Raw genomic sequence first — 18,308 nt, 5'->3', positions numbered from 1 at the left:
AGTGACAAAAAAGGGGAATACAATGTTTGGAGAATGTCATGCTCATATTATTATGGATGGAATAAACTACAAGGAAGCAATCTCACTCCACAAAGAAGCGGTAAACGAGGAAGCAATCCGAAGAAATTTTAAGGCTTATCAGGAACAGGGAATCACCTTTGTGCGGGACGGCGGAGACGCCGTTGGTGTTTCCAGAAGAGCCAAAATGCTGGCGGAAGAATACGGAATCGATTACCGCACCCCTGTTTTTGCCATCCACAAAAACGGGCACTATGGTTCCATTGTAGGAAAAGGCTTTGATAATATGAAAGAATATGCAGCTCTGGTCCGGGAAGCGAAAGAACAGGGGGCTGATTTTATTAAAATCATGACCACCGGACTTCTGGATTTTCACAACCATGGAAAGGTGACTGGAACGCCTCTTTCCAGGGAAGAAGTGCATGAGATGGTACACATTGCGCATGGGGAAGGCATGGCAGTAATGAGTCATACCAATGGAGTTTATGGAGTACAGGCTGCTGTAGAGGCAGGTGTGGATTCTGTGGAGCATGGCAATTATATTGACGAAGAAACTATACGAATGCTTGCAGACAGTAATACAGTATGGGTACCAACCCTTGTAACTATACGCAATCTTCGAAACTGCGGACGATATGAAGATCAGGTCCTGCAGCCCATTGTGAGTCTTGCGGAAGAGAATCTGCAGCTGGCATATCAATATAAAGTAAAAACAGCACTTGGAAGTGATGCCGGCGCTTATATGGTGCCTCATGGAACCGGACTTCTTGAAGAATACCGTGCGTTTTGCGAAATTCTGGGAGAGACGGAACAAATGAAAGACTGGCTGCGAGACGGAGAAAAAAGAATTCAGGACACCTTTAAGCGTCCTGAATCTTGATGGATGTGTAGATATTGGATTGTTTTGATTTCGTTGGATCAAAGGTAATGAGGATGTTGGCGCCGGCAGCAAGACCGCTGGTAGATGTGTCCGATGCTCCTTCTGTAAAGCAGGTGATCGTTGCACCGTCCCCGGTCTGAATGGTTACGGTATTGGAGGTATGCCCTATAATGGTACCGTTGACTGTATAGGTAAGACCTCGGCTTCTGAAAGAATCCGGATCATCTCCTGTGACAGCAGTGACGGTGACGCCATCCAGGGTATTTTCCTGATATTGTCCCTGGTACGTGATGGACACGTAGGAGCCAGGTGCAGTACCTCCTTTGAAGTAAGAGGGGATCTGCGACAAATCTATATTTAGGGAACTGTCAGAACCAGGAGGAGATACAGTCAGGATATTGGAAGAAATATTCTGGACAGTTGCATGAAGCTGCTGCTCCTGGGGAACATCTGTGGAAGCCTCCTGAGTTGGCTCCAGGGTTGGTGTAGGATCCGGCAAAGTCAGAGGGTCAATGTCGGAGACACTTAATACCTTCAGATGGCTGGCATTCAGGGACGCATCCCCATCAGACCCGGATGAAAATTCTCCTTTAAAATTGATATAGACCCACGCACCTTGCCGAATACCGCCCTGATAATACTGTTCAGTTCCGGTTATTGGATAGGTGGCTGTCTTTCCTTGTTCATCTTTTATGGTGATGGTATTCGGTGTCAGTCCCTGTACTTCTCCATAAGCCTTGCGTACTTCCAGCTGATTTTTCTTGTGGAAGTCATCGACGACCTTTAGGGCTTTCACTGTGCTGGTATCTTCGCTGGAAAGCTGTCCCTCATAGATCACGCTGATCTCATCTCCGGTGATCATGCCGTCTTCACACTCAAGCGTGGCCTCAGATAAATCAAAGATATAGGTCTGTTCCTGGCTGCTCATAGTCAGGGCAGCACCGGTAAAGTCCTGAAGGATGCCTTTGACTTCATCCATATAGACACGCTGTCCTGGGGCTTCTGAAGTTTCCTGGACCGTATTTTGTGAAGTGTCTACATAGTCGGTAATGGCATCGCGGACTACGCATCCGGATAGTGAGAGCAGTGCACAGGAACAAACAAGTAGCTGGGTAAATTTTTTCATTAGTGTTTCATATCCTCCGAATCCAGAAATGGCACAGGAAGAAAATCAAAAACCTGTCGGCAGGCATCCCATTCTTCGCGGGTGTGCGGCATACGGTAGCCCAGTCCTGTGCATTCTGTAGTGGCATTGGTATTCAGGTAATTATCATAAAAAACATTGTACGGATTATGGCAGGAAGGCTGCTGGCTTTCTTGTAATTGGACAGAATATTTTGTGCTCATATAAAGACTCCTTTTTCTGGAAATTTACTCTTAACAGAGATTACTTTTAGAATATGCCAAAAGCGAAGGAGTATACACAAAATACACTGTCAATTGCGAAACTATAATCCGTCATTCAGTGTGAATATTATAACAAAAACGTATTGAAATTTCCATATTTTGTGCTATAATCGGCTTAAATAAATAATAGCGAAGTAGGAATTTATGCGTCAAGTGTTCACTGGCTGGGGAGTCGCCGTGAAACGAAAAGCAGTAGGCTGCTTACGATATATTTTCCGCACCCGTTGCTACATATGAGAACATCTCATAATGTGGAGGGATTATTATTTATGGTAACTACTCTGTTATTTTAATCATTATGGAGGTGTTTTTATTATGCGTAAAAACAAACAGACATGGAGCGTTAAGACGCTTGTATTTCTGGCACTGCTGGTTGCAATCCAGCTGGTTTTATCCCGTGTGCTGGTAATTGACCTTGGTGTATACCGTATTACACTTGGAACTATCGCAACTGTACTTGCCGGTCTTTGGATGGGGCCTGTTGCAGGCGGTGTAGAAGGCGGCGTGGCAGACATCATCGGATGTTTCATGAAAGGCTATGGCGTGAATCCTCTGATCACTTTATCTGCAATCACCTGGGGCGTAGTTGCCGGAGCAGCAGGCAAGCTGATGGCTGAGAAGAGCCGCAAGGTGAAAACTGTGATCATGTGCGCTGGAATCGTAATTTCCGGTGTGGTAGGAACCCTTGGATTTACCACTGCAGGTCTTGTCATGATCGGTTCTAATTTTTATGCGATCATGCCGGGACGTCTTGTGCAGTTTGCAATTATGACTCCAATTTACTGCGTGCTGACCAGTCTTCTTTATTTCAGCCCGCTGACCAGCATGGTTGTAGGAAATGTAAGATCAGCCAATCTGCAGAAAAAGACAGTATAAGACTGAGTAATTCATTTATAAATACATAACTTAACAGCATTACCCAATAAAAATCAAATATAGTATTTTATAAAAATACGATTCCCCCAAAAAAGACTGTGAAGATGTGCCCTGTTGACGGCACGGTTCACAGTCTTTTACGATTTAAGTATTTGAAAAAAATTGAAACAAAATCACATAATTACTTGATTGTTTAGACACGGTCAGTCTGGGTCTGAACGCGGAACCAGTATGTATAGACAAAATTCAGCCCAAGGGATTCATAAAGGCTGCGCGCAGGAGTGTTTCCCTCTACGACCTGAAGATAGGCACGTGTGGCACCTTTTTTCTTTCCTTCTTTGAGCAGTGCAGTGCAGATCTGGCGTGCATATCCCTTGTGGCGGAAATCCTCCCGTACATGAATGGCGTATAAGCCAATGTAATCACGGTCCAGAATGCCAAGCCCTGTGGCAATGATTTTTCCATTATTCCAGATAGAAGCACAGATAGTATCCTTCACAATTGCATGATACATAGAAGGAACCACTGCCCGGTGAACCGGATTTATGGTTCCCTTTAAATCGAAAAGACTCTCAATCCAGATATCCGGAATGTCATCCGTAAGCGTTACCAGATCATAGGAAGCGGACAAATCCGCATGCTCCAGATCAGCTGCCATAACATTGGTGGTATGCTGAATCTCATAGCCGCGGTTTTCCAGAACATAATCAAAATCCGGGGAAACCAGCGGACTGATCTTGAAAATAGCAGGGCTTCCAAGACGGGCATATTCCTGCTCACAGAAAGATACCTTTTCTCTCCAGGAAAGCGTGGAGGTGCCGAACTGTTCCACACTGTTGGTACGATGCGTATAAAAATAAGAAAAACGAAGAATCCATCCGTCATAAAGTTCCATTTTATGAGAGGGCCATGCATTCAGCGACATATCTTCGATTTCTTTAATTATTTTATCCATTTAAAAAACCTTCTTTGTTTTATTTATGATGGTAATTATACATAATTGTGCTCTGCAATGCAACTGTAAAGACGGTCAGCAAGGAACTGCTGGCCCTGGCGGGTAAGATGAACTCCGTCTGTGGTGATGGCGGAATATCCATATCTGCGCACTTCTTCGTCCAGCTCCTTTTGCAGAGAAAGAAACGGAAGGCGGAACTGTATGGAAAGCGTTCGGATGATCTGGCTCATTTTCTGAAGAAGAGGCTTCCAGTTCTCATAAAAAGCAGGACAGGAAAAAACAAAAGGTTCCATAAGAATGACGCTGCAACTGGATTTTGTCAATATTGTTAAAAGTTCAAGATAATGTTCCTGAAAAGAACCCATCATTTCTTCCTGCTGGGCAGGCGTGCGGTCTGTGTTCATCATCATTCCAATATCATTTATTCCAATCAAAACGGCTGCAAGATTGCCAATAATTGTACTGTCTGTTTTTACCCGCTGAAGCAGTCTCTGCACAGTAAATCCATCTGTTCCGCAGTTGCGCATCTGGATCTCATAGCCCTCCCGGTGAAAACGTCCTGCCAGCATCTTTACATATCCATCTCCAAGAAAATCGGGGGAAAAGCAATGACCGCAGTCTGTAATACTATCCCCAAAACATGTCATTATTGTCATAATAATACCTCCCGAAACCAGTATACTCCTTTTAAAAATGAATTTATAGTTTTTTTATAAAATTTTGGAAAAAAGGACTGGACAAATACAAAACCAGCCCCTATAATAAGACTCACCAGAAGTCATCTGGTATCGAAAGTCGTCTGATCAGACCGACTATTCCCTATTCTACTGAAGATGAAAGATTACAATTACGAACCGGAAATACCAAAGAGGACCCTTCTGTAGTTGAGAAGAAAACTGACAGGAAAGAAGGGAGAAATCCATCTATGCTTTTTTATATGATTTTTCCTGCCATTGCCGCAGGAGGTGCGGTGGTGATGGATATCCAGCGGGCGAAAGTAGATAATGCGTGGCTTTTGTTCTGTCTGGTTATCAGCCTGACCGTGCAGCTTATGGAGAGAGGAACGGGCGGGTTCATAGCCTGGAGCTTCGGAGCATGCACCCCCTTTCTGGTACTTGGCTGGCTGTTTCTATTCAGAATGCTGGGCGCTGGCGACATCAAGCTTTTCTGTGTTATGGGAAGCGTACTGGGACCGGGGACAATTCTTAGATGCATTGCGTATTCCTTTCTGATCGGCGCTGTAATTTCAGCGGCTCTTATGATCTCTGGCGGCATCCTTTGCCAGAGAATCCAATATTTATTCTGCTATGTCAGCGATTTTTTCAAAACAGGAAAAAGAAAACCCTATGGTAAAAGCGGCATGCCGCTGGAGAATTTTCACTTTACAGTTCCCATATTTCTAAGTGCATTGCTTTATGCAGGAGGTGTCTATTGAAAAAGAACATTTTTGCAGTCTGTGACCTTGAAGTAGACTATGCCCTGAACTTTATGGATTATCTCAATCAGAAGAAAAACATACCATTTGAGATTCAGGCATTTACCACAGTGGAGAGTCTGATCGCCTACGGGAAAAACATTCATATTGAGTTGCTGCTGATTTCCCAGAAGGCAATGTGCCGTCAGGTGCAGGAGTTGGAAATTGGTAAGATTGTTATACTTTCGGAGGGAGTGCACCCGCCAGAACTGGACCGATATCCAAGTGTATACAAGTATCAGGCATCATCAGATGTGGTAAGGGAAGTAATGGCATGCTACGGAGCAGAGAAAGCAGTGACGCCAGTTGCTTTTCCGGTATTGAAGAAGACTACGGTGATATATGGGATCTATTCCCCGGTGGGGCGCTGTCTCAAGACTTCATTTGCGCTGACACTGGGACAGATCCTGGCGAAGGAGAAGGCGGTTTTGTACCTGAACCTTGAAGAATACGCAGGCTTTGAGGAGCTGATGGGAAAAGGCTTTTCCCAGAACCTGAGCGATCTTCTTTATTTCGTGCGGCAGGAGAACGGCAATCTGATCTATAAAATGAACGGAATGATACAGACAGTGAATAATCTGGATTACATACCGCCTGTGCGCACGCCGGAGGACATACGGGGAACGGAGTGGGAAGACTGGGAAAATCTGATAAAGGAAATTGTCAGCCACAGCAGCTATGAGGTGGTGATTCTGGATATAGGCGGAGCCATTGACGGTATTTTTCAAATGCTGGATATGTGTAAAAGAATTTATATGCCGGTTCTGACTGATCCGGTATCCGTATCCAAGATTTCCCAGTTTGAGAACCTGGTGAGAATCTGGGATTATCCTCAGATTCTCGCCAGAACTACAAAGATGCATCTGCCCTTTCACGGGGGTAATGCAGCTCCGGAGAATTATATTGAGGGACTTCTGTGGAGTGAACTTGGAGATTATGTCAGGGAGATTCTGAGAAAGGAAAGAGAATGAGTCAGGAAACATTTCGAAAACTGAGACAGATGCTGATGGAAAAACTGGATGTTTGCCAGGAACTTACCGATCAGGAAATCCTGGAGACCATTGACGAACTGATTCTGGACAGTCTGCGGGAATCGGGCGTAAGCCTGAAGGAGAAGGTTCAGCTTCGCCAGGAACTTTTCTATTCTGTGCGGAAGCTAGATGTACTGCAGGAACTGATCGAGGATGAGACTGTGACGGAAATCATGGTTAATGGTCCGGATTCCATTTTTGTGGAGCGAAAAGGCAGGCTTACCAAATGGCCGAAGTCTTTTACGGACCAGGAAAAACTGGAGGATGTGATCCAGCAGATCGTAGGCAAATGCAACCGTATTGTCAATGAATCCAGTCCCATTGTGGATGCAAGGCTGGAGACCGGAGCGCGTGTCAATGTGGTTATTTATCCGGTAGCATTAAACGGTCCTATACTCACCATACGTCGTTTTCCAGACAAGCCCATCACCATGGAGAAGCTGATCGAGTTGGGAAGCGTGACACCTGAATGCGCCGAATTTCTGGAGAAGCTGGTAAAGGCCCGTTACTCGATTGTGATTGGCGGCGGTACCGGAAGCGGCAAGACCACCTTCCTCGGTGCACTGTCTGAATATATTCCCAGGGATGAACGGATTATCACCATTGAGGACAATGCAGAACTGAAAATCCAGGGAATTGCAAATCTGGTCCGCCTTGAGGCAAGAGCAGCCACCGTCAACGGTGCACCGGCTGTCAGCATCCGGGATCTGATCCGCTCTGCACTGCGAATGCGTCCGGACCGGATCATTGTTGGAGAGGTCAGAGGCGGAGAAGCTATGGACATGCTGCAGGCGCTAAACACCGGACATGAGGGAAGCCTTGGAACGGCTCATGCAAACAGCAGCAGGGATATGCTGGCAAGACTGGAAATCATGACTTTGATGGCGGAACTGGATCTTCCCTTACAGGCAGTGCGCAGGCAGATTGCATCAGGGGTGGACATTTTGATTCATTTGGGACGTATGCGGGACCGCTCCCGAAAGCTTCTGGAAATCTCGGAGGTGTGCGGCTATGAAGATGGCGAGATCAAGATCCAGCCCTTATATCAGTGGCAGGAAGAAAAAGGTCTTGTAAAGATGGAGCCTTTGATGCACCGGGAAAAACTGGAACGTGCGGGGGTGAAACTATGAACGGTAAAAACACGGATTATGAAAAGTATCAGTATTCGGTAAAGGAAATCATCAGATATGTGTCTGAGTGTGTTATTCTTTGCCTAGTGGTGGATTATCTGTTTTATAAAAATATATGGATGCTGCTTCTGGCAGTTCCTCTTCCAGTCCTTTATCTGAAATGGAAAAAGAAACAGCTGATCCGGGAGAGAAAGCGCCGGTTGAATTACCAGTTCCGGGATGCCTTAAATTCTATGAGCGTGGCAGTGCAGGCAGGCTATTCGGTAGAAAATGCGGTTTCTGCATGTGTTCGGGATCTGGAGCAGTTATATGAGAAAAATGCGGACATTGTGCGCGAATTCCGATACATAGAAAATCAGCAGAAGGTAAGCGTTCCGGTGGAAGACCTGTTCCTGGACCTTGGAAAAAGATGCAGGGTAGAGGACATTGAGAATTTTGCTTCTATTTTGTACACAGCCAAAAGAAGCGGCGGTGATCTTGGAAATGTCATTCAAAAGGTAGCCCGTATGCTGGGAGATAAGATTGATGTGAAAAAAGAAATCGAATCCACTCTGGCAGCAAAAAAATCCGAGCAGATGATCATGAGCCTTATGCCGGCAGGAATTATTCTTTATCTTCAGCTGGCATCTCCGGGATTTCTGGATATGCTTTACGGCAATCCCTTTGGCATTGGCGCCATGTCTGTTTGCCTGGCTGTATATGGAACTGCGTATTGGATGGGCAAGAGAATTGTGGAAATCGAGGTGTAGCGGATGTGGCTCCATATTGTCATTTTTGTTATATTATTTCTCCTTGCGGCAGGAAGCAGGCTTGGATGGCTGCATGTGGAACAAATCGGAACACAAAAGGGAAGAAAGCTGTTTTTGGCAGTTGCATTGACTGGAAATATAATGGGACTTGCCATGACCTGTACCAAAGGCGGCGGAGAAATTTATCAGGATGGTTATGAACTGAAAAAGGAGGAAAATTCTTATGAAGAGAAATTCATGGTATCCATGGAAGGAGAAGAAACAGGCAGTATCTACGTTCAAATCCCAGAAAAAGAAATGGAAGAGGAAGATTCCCAGCAGCAGGAAGTGCTGACAGAGGAAGAAAAACTGGAAAAAAAGCTTCTGGATTTTATTGCGAAATACAACAGCCAGAAGTCAGATCCAGATTACTATTACCTGCCGTCCAGCTGGAATGGCAAAAATCTGGAATGGAAAACTCCTTACGATAATACCGGAAATCTTCTTGCAGCTATGACTATGGCGGCAGCTTTTGCTATCATTGTCATGACTGCCAGGGAAGAGCAGAGTGCAAGGGCAAAAAGATATGAGGAACTGATGATGGATTATCCAGGACTGATCATGAAATTTACCCTGCTGGTACAGGCAGGTATGACAGTCAGAAATGCATTCCGCAAAATGACGGTAGATTATAAACGCAAAAATGAAAAAAGAGCAGCGTACGAGGAGCTTGTGACCGCATGCAATGAAATGGAAAGCGGGATTTCCGAAATGGAAGCCTACAGACGCTTTGGAGAACGCTGCGGACACGTAAAGTATAAAACCTTTGCAACGCTTCTGATCCAGAATCTCCAGAAAGGCAGCCGCCAGATGGGAGAAATGCTGGAAAAGGAATCTGTGGAAGCCTGGGATGACAGGAAAAGAAAGGCGAAAGTTCTTGGAGAAGCAGCGACAACAAAGCTTCTGCTCCCCATGGTTCTGATGCTTGGTGTGGTAATGGCAATTATCATGCTTCCGGCCTGTCTGTCCTTTTATGGATAAATCCGATCTGAGGGACTTAAGCACCGGACTTTATCCGAAGCAGTCCCAAAGAAATTTTACAGGCAGAGGGAGGTGAAGGGATGAGAAAGCTTCGGGAATTTGCGAAAGATTTTTTGCAGGAGGAAGATGCTGTAGGTGTGGTTGAGATTATTCTGATTCTTGTAGTTCTTATTGGTCTGGTCATGATCTTTAAAGACCAGCTTACCAGTCTTGTAGAAAATATTCTGTCAAAGATCACCAAACAAAGCAACTCGATTTAAAGCAACCCGCAGTAACAAAATGAAGTAAAAAAGGAGAGGTGCTCCATGGTAAAGAGAGGAAGTATTACAGTTTTTCTGGCACTAACGCTTGGCCTTATTTTGTCTTTACTGAGCTCAGGACTCGAGTCAGTAAGAATGGCAGCGGCAAGAACACAAATATTAAACGGTATGGATGTTGGACTATATTCTTTGTTTGGACAATACAACAAGTACCTTTTAAAGGACTATGACCTGTTTGCTGTTGATGGGGCTTACGGGGGAAAGGAAATGAATCTGGCAGCTGTGTATGATAATCTGGAATCTTATATGGAGCCTGTGATGGATCAGAATAGTCAGAAATTGTCAGTGCAGCAGGGCGGTATATCCGGTTATCTTCTGATGACAGATGCAGATGGTGAGGTCTTTTACCAGCAAGCGGTTCAGTATATGAAAGAAACTCTCGGAAGCCACGGGGCAGCTCTTCTTTTAAACAAGATCCGGAATACGGAAAGAAAAACAACCGAAGCGGAGAAGAAAGGAAATGAACTGGAAGACAAAGGGACAATTGAAAGCTATGAATCTGAAATGAATTCGGCCCAGGAGAAAAGCCAGGCGAAGCTTGACGAAATGACGAATAATGAACAGGGTACAGTGGATTCAAGCGGCTTTTCGGATGGAACTTCGTCCTCTGGTACTGGTGAAAGATATGAGCCTGAGCCGGTTGATAATCCAATTCCTGCAATCCGCCGCATTCGGAAAATGGGGATCCTTGATCTGGTAATATCTCCATGGAAGGCAATTTCAGATAAGAAGGCAGACAAGGAGAAGCTGGTTTCCGGGCGAAACCTGGAAGCTGGATTTGCTATGGAAGACTCAGTCAAAGCAGACTGCTCGATTACGTCCCAGGCGCTGTACCAGCAATACCTGATGGAAAAGCTGGGGAATTTTATAAATCCGGGAAATGGTGACCTGGATTATCAGATCGAATATATAATTGCCGGAAAGGACAATGATGAAGCCAATTTAAAAGCAGTTGCGAACAAGCTTTTGCGTGTGAGAGAAGGAATCAATGTGGCAGGCCTTATGGCGGACCCTGTGAAAGTGGCACAGGTGACATCTGTCGCAGCGGCTATAGCAGCCAGTTTTCTTATTCCTCCGGCAGCTGGCGTGATCAAAAGTGCACTGATCTTATGCTGGGCTTTTGCGGAAAGTATATTGGATGTCCGGGAGCTTTTTGACGGAGGAAAAGTCCCTCTTGTAAAAAATGCTGTAAACTGGCAGCTGTCCCTGCAGAATCTTCCTGCATTGTTCGACAGCCTGGACACCATAAGAAGGACGGATGAGACAGGAGTATCGTACGAAGATTACCTGCAGGTTTTTCTGTTTTCCTGTTCCAAGGCAAAGAAAATAGATGGCGGCATGGATATGGTGGAAACTTCTGTTCAGGAAGCGAAGAACTGGAACTGGTTTCAGCTGGATCACTGCATTACAGCAATGGAAGTGTCTGCTGATGTAAAAGCAAATAAGCGGAAAACGTTTACGGTTACGAGAGCATACCACTATATTTAAAAATAAAGAAAAAGGCGCAGAGAGATGCTTTTCCGAAAAGGAGATGGGAATATTGGATGAGATTATGCAAAAAGATATACAGACTCTGAAAGAGCGAAGAACAAGAAGGAATAGTTCTCTGGGAAACCATTTCGCAAAAGCATCCCCGGCTTTGGTGCGGAACCCTTTCGGCAAAGCGTCTTTGTGCGCCTTTTTGAAAAACTTAAGTACAAAGCTAAAGAAAGCCAGTCTTACTGTAGAGGCGGCAATGGTACTGCCTCTGTTTTTCCTGACAATGGTAACTATGATTTCTTTTATGGATTTATACAAGCTTCAGACAGAGCATCTGAGCAAGCTGTGCCAGAATGCCAAGGATGCAGGAATGTACGCCTATGCAGTAAGCGGAGGAACAGAAGAGATTACGCTTCCGGATGTCTATTCCTATAAGCCTGTGGCAGGAATCATACCGCTCCCAGCCAAATGGAATTACAATTCCGTAAAAGTCCATGCGTGGACAGGAGCCAGCTGGGAGGAGACCAGTGATCCAAACGAAAGCCCGGAGAAAATGGTCTATGTGACAGCTTCCGGAACGGTATACCACAAGAGCCTGGACTGCAGTCATTTGAAGCTGTCGGTTTCCCGGATTTCAGGGTCAGAGGTTTCCTCTAAGAGAAATGATTCCGGAGAGAAATATTATGCCTGCGAAAGCTGCAGCAAAGGCCAGAAGCCGGGAAGCTATGTTTACATTACCAAATCCGGGAACCGTTTTCACAATGACAGAACCTGCAGCGGACTGAAAAGAACGGTGCGTCTGGTAAAAGAGTCAAAAGCAGCGAACCTGTCTGTCTGCAAAAGATGCGGATAAGGTACTGTGCTGCATGTTTGTGAAAGAAACGAAAAACATGGAGGGGATGAAAGTGGAACAGATTTTTGTGCTTGCGTTTCTGGGAATAAACAGCTGGAAGGATATCCGAAAAAGGGAGGTTTCTCTGCTTGCAACCGGAATATTTGCTGTGATTGGAATCATAAATGCGCTCTGGCACGGAACTATATTCTGGGAGTGGATTGGGGCCGTAGGATTTGGCACTGCACTGATCGCGCTGAGTGTAGTTTCAAAAGGAGCAGTGGGAATGGGAGACGGACTGGTTCTGGCAGCTCTTGGAACCGTGCTCACCTTTGGAGAACTGCTGGGTGTATTTATGATGGGGCTTTTGTGCTGCAGTGTGTGGGGAATCATTCTGCTCATATTGCCGCGCACTGGAAGAAAGACCGAGATTCCCTTTGTTCCGTTTCTTTTGCTTGGATATATAGGAGGACTGATTTATTGAAAAAGCAGTTGAGAAAGGGAAGCATGGCAATAGAAACGGCACTTTTAATGCCTGTGATCCTGCTGGTAATTATGACGGTGCTATATTTGTTTTTTTATGTACATAACAGGGCGTGGCTTACAGCTGCTGCATACGAGGCTGCTCTTTCAGGAAGTATGGAAGCAGCAGTTCCAGACGGAAACAGCCGGGAAGCGGCGCTGAAAAAAGGAAATGAGCTTGGGAATACAGGCTTTTTTGGGAGTGAAAATCTGAAGGTGCAGGCGGAGGAGGGCAAAAAGGTACAGGTCACGTATGATTTGGATACGTTTTCCGTTTATGGAGGATTTCGCAGTCATCTGAAGGTTCAGGAAGCTGTGAAAGTGATAGATCCTGTGTCCTGGATTCGCAAAGTGAAAAGTGCATCAGAAAGTATAAAGGGGGAATAAGCAAAAATGAAAGCGGAATATAAAAGAGACCTGAGTGGGAATTATCTGGTGCTGTACGAGGAAGAAGAGCCAGACACTTCCTCCTATCAGATGAGAATGCTGGTGGGAAATACCATTCCGTCCGTTTTAAAGTGCAGGGTGCAGGGCGTGGACGGACAGTTTATGGTCTGCTTCGACATTACTTCGAAACAGTCTGTACTTTCGTTATATGAGGAAAAGAAGATTGGATATGAGGACCTTCAGATGATCCTTGGCGGTTTTGTGCAGGTCATGGAGGAGATGGCGGAGTATTTGCTGAATCCGTCCAGGCTGTTGCTAAAGCCGGAATATATGTATGTGGATGTGGAGAAAAGACAGCTGTATTTCTGTTATTTGCCGGGTTACGACCAGGATGTGCGGCAGGAATTTCAGGAGCTGACAGAATATATTCTTCCGCTGCTTGATCATGAGGATTCCAGGGCTGTAATGCTGGGATACGGAATATACAGAAGAGCGCTGGAGGACAGCTTTCATCTGGAACACATTAAACAGGAATTATACCAGGAACGTTCTGAGACTGCCAAAACAGACTCGGCCATAAATGCAGCTTCCCGGCAAAAGACGGACAAAGAGGGAACAGACACGGGCTTTATGGATGTTGCTGCTGCGCACCCCGGTACTGACTTTTCAGCCAGACCAAACGGGAAGACGGAGCAAGAAGAAATAAATATAAATCCGGAAGAGGTTATGTGGCAGGAGGAACCTGCCAAAGAAAGCAGAAAGTCCGGAAAATCCCAGGAGAAAGGAATCTTTATCTGGTGTCTTTCGGTTGCGGCCGTGGCATTGCTGGTGATTATTGCGGAAACACTGGGATATCTGCCCAGAATTTCTGTGACAGCCGTGCTTGGATGTGTGATAGTGGCTATGGGCATTGGTATGCTGTATGTCTGGATTTTGTCGCTGTTGAAGAAAAAAGGTCAAAAAATATCCGAAAATCAGGAAACCCCAATGCCAAAGGAAAGCAGAAAGTGTGGAAAACAGTCCCTGAAGCATATGGAAATATCTGAAGATGAAACATATGGAACTGAAAGGACTGAGGAAAAAACTGGAAAGAAACAGGAAGAAATCTACACAGAAAACAGCAGCTGTACTTCCAAAAGCCAGAAAACCAATTTTGGAGAAACTGTAGTTTTGTCCGCGAACATTGTCACTGGCCCGGCAACTTTAGTCAGCCGGGAACCAGGGGAGCTTGCAACTATTTATCTGCAGGAAGAGCTGACTGTGATCGGAAAGATGGAAACGGCAGCAGATGCAGTCATAGACCTTCCCACAGTAAGCCGAATTCATGCAAAAATCCGAAAACGGGATGGAGAATATTATCTTACGGATCTGAATTCACGGAACGGAACCTCTGTAAACGGAAAAATGATAAAGAGTTCCGAAGAATACTGCCTTCAGGATCAGGACGAGGTAGACTTTGCCCAGGCAAGATATGTATTTCTGAAATAAATGAAGAAACCTTACATTTCCTGCATTTTGTCCAGGATAACCTGCCATAAAAATATTGAGGTATCAGAGAAATTGTGCTATACTTACGTTATTATCAGAAAGTAATAATGCAAGTTCTTATGCTATGATAAACTGAAAAATTTTCATCGGGGTGATTGCTTGGAGGAAATAAAAAAAGAACCTGTGACGGTTCTTTTTATACTTCTGAATATACTGATATTTGTGATTGTAGATTTTACAGGAGGCAGTGAGAATACTGTACATATGATCGCATGCGGAGCGGCATATCCGCCGCTGATTCTGGAAGAGGGCGAGACATACAGATTATTTACCTGCATGTTTCTTCACTTTGGAATCTATCACATTGCCAATAATATGCTGGTTCTGTTTGTACTTGGCCAGCGCCTGGAGCCGGTGTTGGGAAAAGTGAAATTTATCCTGGTTTACCTGCTGGGCGGTCTTGGCGGCAATATTTTCTCTCTCCTGATGGAGACCAAAAAGGCTGAATACGCAGTATCAGCCGGCGCATCCGGCGCAGTGTTTGCGGTGATGGGAGCAATGCTCTATGTAGTGATCCGAAGCCGCGGACGCATTCAGGACATTTCTGTACGTCAGATGATGATTATGGCAGGATTTTCCCTGTATTTTGGCTTTACAAGTACGGGCGTGGATAATGCAGCACATGTAGGCGGACTGGTCTGCGGATTTATACTGGCAGCTCTTCTATATCATCCGGGAAAAGTTTCCGGCAGAAGAATATGAAATTCACTTCCCTGGCCGGGAGTGCTTTCTACCTGAATGCTTCCGCCATGTGCCTGTATGATCTGCCTGGTGATTGCCAGACCAAGCCCGGTTCCATTTTCCTTAAAGGTTACAAACGGCTGGAAGATCTGGTCTAGCTGATTTCCTGCTATGCCGCATCCATTGTCCTTTATGGAAATGTGAATATAGCCTTCCTGCAAGACCACATGGAAGGATATTTTTCCACCAGGAAGTGAAACGGCTTCGGAAGCATTTCGCAGCAGATTCAGAAGGGCCTGCTTCAATTTTACCTGATCAATGAAAATGGCAGGCAGTGTATCCGGAATCTGAACATCCAGTGCAATTCCCAGATACTCACATGTGGGACGGATGCTGGAAATAAGCGAGGAAAGATACCTGTGGAAATCTGTTTTGCGGGGCATAAGCCTGTCAGCATTATTATACTCAGAAAGATTGTTTAAAAGTATTTTTGTGTATTCCAGATTATCCATAATATCATTCCAGTAACGGTAGGATGCAACCTCTGGATGTGTTTCCTCGATCATCTGAAGCTCACTGTTGATCAGGGAAATGGGATTGCGGATTTCATGAGAAAATCTGGAAAGAAGCAGACGGGATTCATCTGGTTCCTTTAATGTATTGTTCTGCATAAGATCACCTCATGGGAAGTGTAACATCAGTGTGAAAAAATGACAAACAAAATCGTACTGAAAAAATCGACAATACTCGACAACGAAAAACTATAAAATTTTTTAATAAAAAATGTGATTTTAGCTATTCACAAACGTATTATTTATATATCTTTTTTGGGAGGAAAAGACTATGGAAAATTGTATTTTTTGTAAAATCGCAAACGGAGAAATTCCAGCAGCAACCTTATACGAGGATGAAGATTTCAGAGTAATTCTGGATCTGGGCCCGGCAAGCAAGGGACATGCACTGATCCTGCCCAAGGCACATGCTGCCAACATCTATGAAATTTCAGATGAAATGGCTGCCAAGGCAATGGTTCTGGCAAAGAAAATGGCTACGAAGATGACAGATGCACTGGGCTGCGACGGCTTTAACATTGTTCAGAACAATGGTGAGCAGGCAGGACAGACTGTCTTTCATTTTCACATGCATCTGATTCCAAGATATAAGGGCGACAAGGTTGGAATTGCCTGGGAGCCAGGAACATTAACTGACGAAATGAAGAATGAGATTCTGGAAAAAATGAACTGCTGATCAGGACAAGGTACGAGAGATGAATAGTGAAGAATTCAGAGCTTTTTATAGGCGTTACTATGATGTCTCAGTTAAACTTGCAAGCAGAATTGTACAGAGTCATTTTACAGCGGAGGATGTTACACAGGAAGTATTTTTATATTTTTACAGAATCAAAGACAGACTTGATATGTCCAGCGAAAGAAAGCTGTATTCGCTGGTAGTCACGGAAACAACCAATAAAGGCAGAGATTATCTCAGAAAATCTTATGTGAAGCGGGAAGTAATGTTTGATAATGAAGTGTCTGAACTGCAATATAAAAGTGTGGAAAGCGCAGAAGCAGCATTGCTCGGTATGGAGAAGGCACAGTATATCACCATGGCATTTGAGAATCTCCATCAGAAGAATCCAGTGAATTATGAAATTTTTATGAGGGTGGTCATGCTTGACATTTCCACTGATGAAGTTGCACGGGAGTTTGGATATACAAGAAACAATGTTAACAACAGAGTCCTCAGAGCCAAGAAATGGCTTTTGGAAGAGCTTGCAAGACTGGACAAAGAATAATTTGACTGAAAAAGCATACCTCTGCAGGATCGCAGAGGTATGCAGTAACAATCAGGAACGGGTACATTCTTCAATTAACTCAACAATATGCTGAATGGAATTCAGATTTTTACCTGCGGACATAGCCGAAATATATTTGTCACGATCCAGATAGAGCCTGTGGATTGCTTCCATCAGAGTGGATTCCGTAATTTCCTCTTCTTCAAGAACCATGCTGTAGCCCTGGCGTTCGAAGGAACGGGCATTGAGAATCTGGTCACCGCGGCTTGCCTTTGCAGATAACGGAATCAGGAGATTTGGTTTTGAAAGTGCGGCAAGTTCACAGATTGCGTTAGCTCCTGCACGGGAGATCACTACATCTGCCAGTGCAAACATGTCAGGAAGCTGTTCCTGTACATATTCGTACTGCACATAACCTGTCATTTGGATACTTTCATCCATTTTTCCCTTACCACAAATATGAATAACCTGGAATTCTTTCAGAAGTTCAGGAAGAATTTTCCGTACATTTTCATTTACAGAAGCAGCACCGAGACTGCCGCCGATTACAAGCAGAACCGGCTTCTCGGAAGTGAAGCCGCAGTATGCGCGGGCGCGTTCCTTGTCTCCGTGAAGAAGCTCCTGGCGGATAGGCGTTCCGGTAAGGACTGCCTTATCTTTGGGAAGACTGTTTACTGTTTCCGGGAAGTTGCAGCAGATTTTTGAAGCTGAAGAAAGACACAGCTTGTTTGCAAGACCCGGGGTCATGTCGGATTCATGAATAATCGCTGGAATGTGACGCTTTCCGGCTGCGATTACTACTGGGACGGTAACGAATCCGCCCTTTGAGAAAACCACATCAGGTTTCAGTTTTTTCATAAGTTTTTTTGCCTGAAAATAACCTTTCAGAACACGGAATGGGTCTGAAAAGTTTTTCCAGTCAAAGTAGCGTCTTAATTTACCGGAAGCAATTCCGTAATAAGGAATTCCAAGCTCCTCGATCAGTTTCTTTTCGATACCATCGTAGGAGCCGATGTAAGAGATTTCATAACCTTTTTCCTTTAAAGCAGGAATCAGGGCAATATTCGGGGTGACATGTCCGGCAGTACCACCGCCGGTAAGGATAATATGTTTCATAGGATCCTCCTGAATAGCATTTTTTATTTAATAAATATGAACCCTTGCAGTGGAATTGTCAAGAAAAGAAAAAAATCTGGGAGAAAAT

22 protein-coding genes and 1 riboswitch are annotated in these 18,308 nt (G+C 44.7%); of the genes, 16 read left to right on the top strand and 6 right to left on the bottom strand.

What is annotated here, in order from left to right; genetic code table 11:
* Positions 1-22 precede the first annotated feature (22 nt).
* The gene (locus tag DWZ38_RS18905; RefSeq protein ID WP_021925941.1) at positions 23-898 is read left to right on the top strand and encodes an amidohydrolase family protein; all 876 of its coding nucleotides are present in this window, start codon (positions 23-25) and stop codon (positions 896-898) included.
* Here DWZ38_RS18905 and DWZ38_RS18900 read toward each other — a convergent pair.
* A complete protein-coding gene (locus DWZ38_RS18900; RefSeq protein WP_021925942.1) occupies positions 879-2,024 on the bottom strand; it encodes a hypothetical protein in 1,146 nt (381 codons plus the stop codon). The two genes, DWZ38_RS18905 and DWZ38_RS18900, sit on opposite strands and share 20 nt — an antisense overlap.
* Entirely contained in the window at positions 2,024-2,245 is a 222-nt protein-coding gene (locus DWZ38_RS18895; protein WP_021925943.1) for a hypothetical protein, read from the bottom strand. The genes DWZ38_RS18900 and DWZ38_RS18895 overlap by 1 nt, the downstream gene beginning before the upstream one ends.
* 188 nt (positions 2,246-2,433) lie before the next feature.
* A riboswitch (THF riboswitch) is annotated at positions 2,434-2,534 on the top strand.
* A gap of 86 nt (positions 2,535-2,620) precedes the next feature.
* Between DWZ38_RS18895 and DWZ38_RS18890 the strand changes: the two genes are divergently transcribed.
* Complete coding sequence (locus DWZ38_RS18890) at positions 2,621-3,181, top strand: folate family ECF transporter S component (protein WP_021925944.1); 561 nt, start codon at positions 2,621-2,623, stop codon at positions 3,179-3,181.
* 193 nt (positions 3,182-3,374) lie between these two features.
* Here the strand turns inward: DWZ38_RS18890 and DWZ38_RS18885 are convergent, their stop codons facing one another.
* Both DWZ38_RS18885 and DWZ38_RS18880 read right to left on the bottom strand, forming a co-directional pair.
* On the bottom strand, positions 3,375-4,136 hold the full coding sequence (locus DWZ38_RS18885) for a GNAT family N-acetyltransferase (RefSeq protein WP_117854588.1): 762 nt from the start codon (positions 4,134-4,136) through the stop codon (positions 3,375-3,377).
* A gap of 35 nt (positions 4,137-4,171) precedes the next feature.
* Entirely contained in the window at positions 4,172-4,792 is a 621-nt protein-coding gene (locus DWZ38_RS18880) for a GDSL-type esterase/lipase family protein (protein WP_117854585.1), read from the bottom strand.
* A 269-nt stretch (positions 4,793-5,061) separates the two neighbouring features.
* Here DWZ38_RS18880 and DWZ38_RS18875 point away from each other — a divergent pair, with 269 nt between their 5' ends.
* From DWZ38_RS18875 to DWZ38_RS18820, 12 genes are all read left to right on the top strand, one after another.
* Entirely contained in the window at positions 5,062-5,571 is a 510-nt protein-coding gene (locus DWZ38_RS18875) for a prepilin peptidase (protein WP_021925947.1), read from the top strand.
* Positions 5,568-6,581, top strand: a complete 1,014-nt coding sequence (locus tag DWZ38_RS18870) for a hypothetical protein (protein ID WP_021925948.1) — start codon at positions 5,568-5,570, stop codon at positions 6,579-6,581. Before DWZ38_RS18875 ends, DWZ38_RS18870 begins: the two co-directional genes overlap by 4 nt.
* On the top strand, positions 6,578-7,771 hold the full coding sequence (locus DWZ38_RS18865; RefSeq protein ID WP_021925949.1) for an ATPase, T2SS/T4P/T4SS family: 1,194 nt from the start codon (positions 6,578-6,580) through the stop codon (positions 7,769-7,771). Before DWZ38_RS18870 ends, DWZ38_RS18865 begins: the two co-directional genes overlap by 4 nt.
* Complete coding sequence (locus DWZ38_RS18860) at positions 7,768-8,520, top strand: type II secretion system F family protein (protein ID WP_021925950.1); 753 nt, start codon at positions 7,768-7,770, stop codon at positions 8,518-8,520. The genes DWZ38_RS18865 and DWZ38_RS18860 overlap by 4 nt, the downstream gene beginning before the upstream one ends.
* Before the next feature lie 75 nt (positions 8,521-8,595).
* On the top strand, positions 8,596-9,540 hold the full coding sequence (locus DWZ38_RS18855) for a type II secretion system F family protein (RefSeq protein ID WP_243000381.1): 945 nt from the start codon (positions 8,596-8,598) through the stop codon (positions 9,538-9,540).
* A gap of 80 nt (positions 9,541-9,620) precedes the next feature.
* Positions 9,621-9,800 carry a Flp1 family type IVb pilin gene (locus DWZ38_RS18850; RefSeq protein WP_021925952.1) on the top strand — a complete coding sequence of 60 codons (180 nt, stop codon included), beginning with the start codon at positions 9,621-9,623 and terminating at the stop codon, positions 9,798-9,800.
* 45 nt (positions 9,801-9,845) lie between these two features.
* Positions 9,846-11,348, top strand: a complete 1,503-nt coding sequence (locus DWZ38_RS18845) for a DUF5702 domain-containing protein (RefSeq protein ID WP_021925953.1) — start codon at positions 9,846-9,848, stop codon at positions 11,346-11,348.
* A gap of 52 nt (positions 11,349-11,400) precedes the next feature.
* On the top strand, positions 11,401-12,192 hold the full coding sequence (locus DWZ38_RS18840) for a hypothetical protein (RefSeq protein WP_021925954.1): 792 nt from the start codon (positions 11,401-11,403) through the stop codon (positions 12,190-12,192).
* Positions 12,193-12,244: 52 nt separating this feature from the next.
* Positions 12,245-12,655, top strand: a complete 411-nt coding sequence (locus tag DWZ38_RS18835) for a prepilin peptidase (protein WP_173766523.1) — start codon at positions 12,245-12,247, stop codon at positions 12,653-12,655.
* The gene (locus DWZ38_RS18830) at positions 12,652-13,080 is read left to right on the top strand and encodes a TadE family protein (RefSeq protein ID WP_021925956.1); all 429 of its coding nucleotides are present in this window, start codon (positions 12,652-12,654) and stop codon (positions 13,078-13,080) included. The genes DWZ38_RS18835 and DWZ38_RS18830 overlap by 4 nt, the downstream gene beginning before the upstream one ends.
* Before the next feature lie 6 nt (positions 13,081-13,086).
* Positions 13,087-14,568, top strand: coding sequence for a DUF6382 domain-containing protein (locus DWZ38_RS18825; protein ID WP_117854580.1), 1,482 nt, complete (start codon positions 13,087-13,089; stop codon positions 14,566-14,568).
* A 159-nt stretch (positions 14,569-14,727) separates the two neighbouring features.
* Positions 14,728-15,330 (top strand): rhomboid family intramembrane serine protease, encoded by a 603-nt coding sequence (locus tag DWZ38_RS18820; protein WP_021925959.1) that lies wholly within the window; start codon positions 14,728-14,730, stop codon positions 15,328-15,330.
* Here the strand turns inward: DWZ38_RS18820 and DWZ38_RS18815 are convergent.
* Entirely contained in the window at positions 15,297-15,980 is a 684-nt protein-coding gene (locus DWZ38_RS18815; RefSeq protein WP_021925960.1) for a HAMP domain-containing sensor histidine kinase, read from the bottom strand. The two genes, DWZ38_RS18820 and DWZ38_RS18815, sit on opposite strands and share 34 nt — an antisense overlap.
* Positions 15,981-16,152: 172 nt before the next feature.
* Here DWZ38_RS18815 and DWZ38_RS18810 point away from each other — a divergent pair, with 172 nt between their 5' ends.
* Both DWZ38_RS18810 and DWZ38_RS18805 read left to right on the top strand, forming a co-directional pair.
* Positions 16,153-16,557, top strand: coding sequence for an HIT family protein (locus tag DWZ38_RS18810; protein WP_021925961.1), 405 nt, complete (start codon positions 16,153-16,155; stop codon positions 16,555-16,557).
* Between the two features lie 19 nt (positions 16,558-16,576).
* Positions 16,577-17,104: a sigma-70 family RNA polymerase sigma factor gene (locus DWZ38_RS18805; RefSeq protein ID WP_021925962.1), complete on the top strand. Its 528-nt coding sequence runs from the start codon at positions 16,577-16,579 to the stop codon at positions 17,102-17,104.
* Positions 17,105-17,155: 51 nt separating this feature from the next.
* Here the strand turns inward: DWZ38_RS18805 and DWZ38_RS18800 are convergent, their stop codons facing one another.
* On the bottom strand, positions 17,156-18,220 hold the full coding sequence (locus DWZ38_RS18800) for an undecaprenyldiphospho-muramoylpentapeptide beta-N-acetylglucosaminyltransferase (protein WP_021925963.1): 1,065 nt from the start codon (positions 18,218-18,220) through the stop codon (positions 17,156-17,158).
* Positions 18,221-18,308: the final 88 nt, after the last annotated feature.

This window comes from Ruminococcus sp. AF31-8BH (assembly GCF_003460605.1).
GTDB lineage: Bacteria > Bacillota > Clostridia > Lachnospirales > Lachnospiraceae > Blautia_A > Blautia_A acetigignens.
Note: the sequence above shows the minus strand (reverse complement) of the source record. Positions and strands in the feature narration are given on the sequence as shown.

What these genes read in the sequence shown, in the direction of transcription:
- DWZ38_RS18905 (WP_021925941.1), top strand. Translation starts at nt 23, where the DNA reads ATGTTTGGAGAATGTCATGCTCATATTATTATGGATGGAATAAACTAC.
- DWZ38_RS18900 (WP_021925942.1), bottom strand. Translation starts at nt 2,024, where the DNA reads ATGAAAAAATTTACCCAGCTACTTGTTTGTTCCTGTGCACTGCTCTCA.
- DWZ38_RS18895 (WP_021925943.1), bottom strand. Translation starts at nt 2,245, where the DNA reads ATGAGCACAAAATATTCTGTCCAATTACAAGAAAGCCAGCAGCCTTCC.
- DWZ38_RS18890 (WP_021925944.1), top strand. Translation starts at nt 2,621, where the DNA reads ATGCGTAAAAACAAACAGACATGGAGCGTTAAGACGCTTGTATTTCTG.
- DWZ38_RS18885 (WP_117854588.1), bottom strand. Translation starts at nt 4,136, where the DNA reads ATGGATAAAATAATTAAAGAAATCGAAGATATGTCGCTGAATGCATGG.
- DWZ38_RS18880 (WP_117854585.1), bottom strand. Translation starts at nt 4,792, where the DNA reads ATGACAATAATGACATGTTTTGGGGATAGTATTACAGACTGCGGTCAT.
- DWZ38_RS18875 (WP_021925947.1), top strand. Translation starts at nt 5,062, where the DNA reads ATGCTTTTTTATATGATTTTTCCTGCCATTGCCGCAGGAGGTGCGGTG.
- DWZ38_RS18865 (WP_021925949.1), top strand. Translation starts at nt 6,578, where the DNA reads ATGAGTCAGGAAACATTTCGAAAACTGAGACAGATGCTGATGGAAAAA.
- DWZ38_RS18860 (WP_021925950.1), top strand. Translation starts at nt 7,768, where the DNA reads ATGAACGGTAAAAACACGGATTATGAAAAGTATCAGTATTCGGTAAAG.
- DWZ38_RS18850 (WP_021925952.1), top strand. Translation starts at nt 9,621, where the DNA reads ATGAGAAAGCTTCGGGAATTTGCGAAAGATTTTTTGCAGGAGGAAGAT.
- DWZ38_RS18845 (WP_021925953.1), top strand. Translation starts at nt 9,846, where the DNA reads ATGGTAAAGAGAGGAAGTATTACAGTTTTTCTGGCACTAACGCTTGGC.
- DWZ38_RS18825 (WP_117854580.1), top strand. Translation starts at nt 13,087, where the DNA reads ATGAAAGCGGAATATAAAAGAGACCTGAGTGGGAATTATCTGGTGCTG.
- DWZ38_RS18815 (WP_021925960.1), bottom strand. Translation starts at nt 15,980, where the DNA reads ATGCAGAACAATACATTAAAGGAACCAGATGAATCCCGTCTGCTTCTT.
- DWZ38_RS18810 (WP_021925961.1), top strand. Translation starts at nt 16,153, where the DNA reads ATGGAAAATTGTATTTTTTGTAAAATCGCAAACGGAGAAATTCCAGCA.
- DWZ38_RS18805 (WP_021925962.1), top strand. Translation starts at nt 16,577, where the DNA reads ATGAATAGTGAAGAATTCAGAGCTTTTTATAGGCGTTACTATGATGTC.
- DWZ38_RS18800 (WP_021925963.1), bottom strand. Translation starts at nt 18,220, where the DNA reads ATGAAACATATTATCCTTACCGGCGGTGGTACTGCCGGACATGTCACC.